The organism is Streptomyces sp. W16 (assembly GCF_033194735.1).
Lineage (GTDB): Bacteria > Actinomycetota > Actinomycetes > Streptomycetales > Streptomycetaceae > Streptomyces.
In genome coordinates, this window is sequence record NZ_JAWOAI010000061.1 from 22279 (window position 1) to 28278 (window position 6000).

Here is a 6000-nt window from a genome sequence, read left to right on the forward strand (position 1 = left end):
GAGCCGGGACCGCCTGCCGAGACCGCTTTCCGTCCTACGGTCTGACGCATGGCCGAAACAGGAGCTTCCTCACTCCCCCCGACGCCCCCGGCGCACTCCCCGCTCTTCCGCGCCGAGCACTTCGTCTGGCTCACCGCGCGCGTGCTGGAGCAGCGCCTCTTCGCGTACCACTTCCTCAACGGCGAACCCGATCCGGTGGAGACCGCGCTGGACGCCTATCGCAACGAGGACGGCGGGTACGGGCACGCGTTGGAACCCGATCTGCGCGGCCCGGTGAGCCAGCCGCTGCACACCGGTCACGCGCTGCGGGTCCTGGACTCCATCGGGCGCTGCGGCGGGCAGCGGGTGGAACGCGTGTGCCGCTATCTGACCTCGGTCTCCACGGCCGACGGCGCCCTGCCTGCGATCCTTCCCGGCCAGCGCGGCTATCCGACTGCGCCGTTCGTGCCGATCGTGGACGACCCGCCCAGTGAACTCCTCGCCACCGGGCCGGTGGTGGGCCTCCTGCACCGCAACGAGGTGTGGCACGCCTGGCTGTTCCGGGCCACCGACTTCTGCTGGCAGGCCGTCGACTCCCTGGAGAAGTCGCACCCCTACGAGATCGAGGCCGCCGTCGCCTTCCTGGACTCGGCGCCCGACCGCCCGCGCGCGGAGGCCGCCGCCGACCGGCTCGGCCGCCTGGTGCGCGAACACCGGCTCGCCGCCCTGGACCCGGAGCACCTGGAGTCCTATCCGGTCGCCCCCGGGTACGCGCCGGGCGAGCACCACTTCCCCTACGACTACGCGAAGACGCCGAGTTCCCTCGCGCGCGCGTGGTTCACGGACGACGAGATGGCCCGCTCCCTTGACCGTCTGTCGGCCGACCAGCGGGAGGACGGCGGCTGGCCGGTCCGCTGGCGCCAGTGGGCGCCGGGCATCGCCCTGGAGGCACGCCCCATGGTGACGATCCAGGCACTGCGCACTCTGAAGGCGTACGGCCGCTCCATCGGCTGACTCCGGACCGCAGCCTCAGCCGCTCATGGCTCGCACACCCGCCGTCACCAGCACGGCCGCCGCGACGACGAGCAGGAAGGGCGCCCGCAGCACCAGCGCCACGGCGGCCGCCGCGAGCCCCGCGGTCCGGGCGTCGAGCACGAGCGCGTGCCCGTCGGCGAAGGTCTGCTGGGCCGTGAGTGCGGCGAGGAGGGCGACGGGCAGCAGGGCGGCCAGCCGCTTCACGAGCGGACGCTCCAGGGCTCCCGCGGGTACCAGGAGTCCGGCGAGCTTGACGACGTAGCAGCCGAGGGCGGTCGCCGCGATCGCGATCCAGACGGTCAACGGTCTTCCTCCTGTGCGTCATTGCGTGCTCCGCCCTGCCGACGGCCTTCTACGTAGAGGGCGATCGGTGCCGCGAGGGCCGCCGCCAGGACCGGTACTCCGGCCGGCAGCACCGGCAGCAGCCCGAGTCCCAGCAGGACCGCCAGCACGGCGACGGCGCGCTCGACGGTGGACTTGAGCATGGGCGCGAGCAGCGCCAGGAAGACCGCGGGCCCGGCGGCGTCGAGACCCCACGCGTCGGTGTCCCCGATGGCCTTGGCGCCCAGCGCGCCAAGCAGCGTGGTGAGGTTCCACAGCACGTAAAGGGTGAGCCCGGTGACGGTGAACCCGATCCGCGCGGCACGCCGGGTGGGCTGGGCGAGGGTGACTGCCGTCGTCTCGTCGATGACCCACTGGGCGGCGAAAGGGCGCACCGCGCGCGGGAGGGCCAGCAACTGCGAGAGGCGCAGCCCGTAGAAGGTGTTGCGCACGCCGAGGAAGAAGGCTCCCGCCGCCGCGGTGAGCGGATTGCCGCCGGCCGCGAGCGCTCCCACTAGCGCGAACTGGGAGGCGCCGGTGAACACCAGGAGGCTGAGAGCGCAGGTCTGGAGCAGGGTGAGCCCGCCACCGGCCGAGGTCACCCCGAAGGCGAACCCCGACAGCCCTACGGCGACCCCGACTCCGAGGGCGTCCCGTACGACGGCGGAGTCCGGCTTGCTCGCGGCCTCGGTGTCCGGTTCTCCTCCCGCTCGGGTGCGTATGTCGTCTGAAGCGATCTGTTCTGGCACACGTCGGACGGTAGGAGGAGCCGCCGCCCCGCGTCTTGTACGTTCTTGCGCTCCCGCTGGTACGCGCCCGGGGGCACTCCCACGATCCGGGCGAAGTGCCGGTTGAGGTGCGGCTGGTCCGTGAACCCGACGGCGACGGCGGCCTCCGCCGGCGCCGTCCCCGCGTCCAGGAGTCGGCGTGCCCGGCGCACCCGGGCGTCGGTCAGCCAGGTGTGCGGTGGCATCCCGTAGGCGCCCCGGAACGCGCGCAGCAGCGCGAACGGACTGGTTTCCAGATCCCCGGCGAGCTGCTCCAGGGTGGGCGGATCCACCATCCGGTCCTCCAGCACGGCACGCGCGCGTGCGGCGACCCGGCCGCCCGCCGTGGGCACGGCGCGCTGCGGCAGCGATCCACCGTTCAGCCGGAGCAGCCTGGTGACGGCGACCCGCAGCAGGGTGTCGGCGGCGAGTGCGTTGCCCTCCTCGGCCGCACGCAGGATCTGGTGGATGAGCCCGACTGTGTAGGGGTCGTCGAGCACGGGGCTGGCGAAGCCGGGAGTACCGCGGATGGAGGTCGTCTCGGCGGCTATCGCGGCCACCACCTCGGGCGACGGGTAGACGGCCCCGTACCGCCAGCCCTCGGGCACGCCCGCCCGGCCGGTGTGCGGAGTGTCCGGGTTCACCAGCGCGAGTGCTCCCGCCCCGGCGGACACATCGCCCCCACCGTGGTGGAACACCTCGACGCCGTCCGCGATGGCGGCGATGACGAAGTTCTCGTGTGTGTGCCGTACGAACGTCTTGCGGATGTAACGGGCGCGGAGCAGGTCGACCCCGGGCAGTTCCGTGTACCGCCAGTGCCTCGCCAGCTCGCCCGAACCTGCCATACGGCCATTCTCCGCCACGACGGGCGCGACGGGCGGCGGGCACCGAAACGGTCCTGCAAGCCGTCGCCGGATAATTTTCGCAGGTCAGACGCATTGTCAGTGGTCGGGTGCAGGATGGACGCATGGTCAGCTCCGCACACCGAGCCCTCGACGGCTTCTCTCCCGCGACCCGCGGCTGGTTCACGGGGGCCTTCTCCGCGCCCACCGCGGCCCAGGCGGGCGCGTGGCGGGCCATCGGCGAGGGCTCGGACGTGCTGGTGGTCGCCCCAACCGGCTCCGGCAAGACCCTGGCCGCCTTCCTCGCCGCCCTGGACCAGCTCGCCGCGACACCCCCGCCCGCCGACCCGAGGAAGCACTGCCGCGTTCTGTACGTGTCTCCACTCAAGGCCCTCGCGGTCGATGTCGAGCGCAACCTCCGTAGTCCGCTCACCGGCATCCGTCAGGAATCCGTCCGCCTGGGCCTGCCGGAGCCCGAGATCAAGGTCGGCATCCGCTCCGGCGACACCCCGCCCGCCGAGCGCCGCGCCCTGTCCACCCGCCCGCCGGACATCCTGATCACCACCCCGGAGTCCCTGTTCCTGATGCTGACCTCGGCCACGCGTGACGCGCTGACCGGCATCGAGACGGTGATTCTGGACGAGGTGCACGCGGTCGCGGGCACCAAGCGGGGCGCGCATCTCGCGCTGTCCCTGGAGCGGCTGGACGAGTTGCTGCCGAGGCCGGCCCGCCGTATCGGCCTGTCGGCGACGGTGCGTCCGGTCGACGAGGTCGCCCGCTATCTCTCCCCGCGCCGCAAGGTGGAGATCGTCCAGCCGAAGTCGGGCAAGGAGTTCGATCTCTCCGTGGTCGTCCCGGTCGAGGATCTCGGCGAGTTGGGCGGCTCCCCGGTTGCCGACGGCAAGGAGGGCGCGGAGAAGCCGTCGATCTGGCCGCATGTCGAGGAGCGCATCACCGACCTCGTCCAGTCCCATCGTTCGACGATCGTGTTCGCCAACTCCCGGCGCCTGGCCGAGCGTTTGTGCAACCGGCTCAACGAGATCGCCTACGAGCGCGCGACCGGCGAGCCCCTGGACGAACATCACGCACCGGCCGAGCTGATGGGCGGTTCCGGAGCCGCCCAGGGCGCGCCCCCGGTCATCGCCCGCGCCCACCACGGATCGGTCTCCAAGGAGCAGCGCGCCCAGGTGGAGGAGGACCTCAAGGCGGGCCGGCTCCCCGCCGTGGTCGCCACGTCCAGTCTGGAGCTGGGCATCGACATGGGTGCCGTCGATCTCGTCATCCAGGTGGAGTCCCCGCCCTCCGTGGCCTCCGGTCTCCAGCGCGTGGGCCGCGCGGGACACCAGGTCGGCGCGGTCTCCACGGGCGTGGTCTTCCCGAAGTACCGGGGCGACCTCGTCCAGGCCGCGGTGGTCACCGAGCGGATGCGCACGGGCTCCATCGAGTCCCTGAGGGTCCCCGCCAACCCCCTGGACGTGCTGGCTCAGCAGCTCGTCGCGATGACGGCGCTGGACACCTGGCAGGTCGACGACCTGCTCGCCACGGTCCGCCGTGCGGCCCCCTTCGCCTCGCTCCCGGAGTCGGCGTTCACAGCCGTGCTGGACATGCTCGCGGGCCGCTACCCGTCCGACGCCTTCGCCGAGTTGCGCCCGCGCGTGGTGTGGGACCGCATCGCCGGCACGATCACCGGCCGCCCTGGGGCGCAGCGCCTGGCCGTCACCTCCGGGGGCACGATTCCCGACCGCGGACTCTTCGGCGTCTTCCTCGCGGGCGCCGACCCCAAGAAGGGCGGCGGCCGGGTCGGCGAGCTGGACGAGGAGATGGTCTACGAGTCCCGCGTGGGTGATGTCTTCACACTCGGCACCAGCTCCTGGCGGATCGAGGACATCACCCGCGACCGCGTCCTGGTTTCCCCCGCGCCGGGTGTCCCGGGCCGGCTCCCCTTCTGGAAGGGCGATCAGCTGGGCCGCCCGCTCGAACTGGGCCGCGCGGTGGGCGCGTTCCTCCGCGAGGTCGGCTCCCAGCCCAAGGAGGACGCCCGACTGCGTCTCCTCGCCGCGGGCCTCGACGCCTGGGCCGCGGAGAACGTGCTGTCGTACCTGGCCGAGCAGCGCGAGGCCTGCGGCCACATCCCGGACGACCGCACGATCGTCGTGGAGCGCTTCCGCGACGAACTCGGCGACTGGCGCGTGGTCATCCACTCCCCCTTCGGCGCCCAGGTCCACGCCCCCTGGGCCCTCGCGCTCGGCGCCCGTCTCTCCGAGCGCTACGGCATGGACGCCCAGGTGATGCACGCCGACGACGGCATCGTCCTGAGGCTGCCCGACGCCGACCTGATGGGCCTGGACCTGCTCGACCAGGAGCCCATCAAGGCCGGCACGGAGTACGACGCCGACCAGGCCCCCGTAGGCGCGGCGGACGTCGCCTTCGACAAGGGCGAGGTCAATCAGATCGTCACCGACCAGGTCGGCGGCTCGGCCCTGTTCGCGGCCCGCTTCCGCGAGTGCGCCGCCCGCGCGCTGCTGCTGCCGCGCCGCAACCCCGGCAAGCGCACCCCGTTGTGGCAGCAGCGCCAGCGGGCGGCCCAACTGCTGCAGGTGGCAAGCGAGTTCGGCTCGTTCCCGATCGTCCTGGAGGCGGTCCGCGAATGCCTCCAGGACGTCTTCGACGTCCCGGGCCTCACCGAGCTGATGGGCGACCTGGAGTCCCGCAAGGTGCGCCTCGTCGAAGTCACCACCCCCGAGCCGTCCCCCTTCGCCCGCTCCCTCCTCTTCGGGTACGTCGCCCAGTTCCTGTACGAGGGAGACTCGCCGCTCGCCGAGCGCCGCGCCGCCGCCCTGTCCCTGGACTCCCGTCTGCTGGCCGAGCTGCTCGGCCAGGCGGAGCTGCGCGAACTCCTCGACGCCGAGGTGCTGGCCGAGCTGGAGCGCGAGCTCCAGTGGCTCACCGAGGACCGCCGCATCAAGGACGTCGAGGGCGTCGCCGACCTGCTGCGGATGCTCGGCCCGCTCACCGACGCCGAGTTGGCCGAGCGGGGCGCCGCGCCGCAATGGGCC

5 protein-coding genes are annotated in these 6000 nt (G+C 72.6%); 2 read left to right on the plus strand and 3 right to left on the minus strand.

The window, feature by feature from the left end:
- The first annotated feature begins 48 nt into the window (after positions 1-48).
- Positions 49-993 (plus strand): hypothetical protein, encoded by a 945-nt coding sequence (locus tag R6V09_RS11200; protein WP_317881219.1) that lies wholly within the window; start codon positions 49-51, stop codon positions 991-993.
- 15 nt (positions 994-1008) lie between these two features.
- Here R6V09_RS11200 and R6V09_RS11205 read toward each other — a convergent pair whose 3' ends face one another.
- The 3 genes from R6V09_RS11205 to R6V09_RS11215 are packed head-to-tail and all read right to left on the minus strand — an operon-like array spanning position 1009 to position 2947.
- A complete protein-coding gene (locus tag R6V09_RS11205; protein WP_317881220.1) occupies positions 1009-1317 on the minus strand; it encodes an AzlD domain-containing protein in 309 nt (102 codons plus the stop codon).
- Positions 1314-2057 (minus strand): AzlC family ABC transporter permease, encoded by a 744-nt coding sequence (locus R6V09_RS11210; protein ID WP_317881224.1) that lies wholly within the window; start codon positions 2055-2057, stop codon positions 1314-1316. The genes R6V09_RS11205 and R6V09_RS11210 overlap by 4 nt, the downstream gene beginning before the upstream one ends.
- Positions 1961-2947, minus strand: coding sequence for an AraC family transcriptional regulator (locus R6V09_RS11215; RefSeq protein ID WP_317881221.1), 987 nt, complete (start codon positions 2945-2947; stop codon positions 1961-1963). Before R6V09_RS11215 ends, R6V09_RS11210 begins: the two co-directional genes overlap by 97 nt.
- Before the next feature lie 122 nt (positions 2948-3069).
- On the opposite strand from R6V09_RS11215, the gene R6V09_RS11220 reads away from it, so the two are divergent.
- Positions 3070-6000, plus strand: a 2931-nt coding sequence (locus tag R6V09_RS11220) for a DEAD/DEAH box helicase (RefSeq protein WP_317881222.1), incomplete at its 3' end; no start/stop codon positions are given.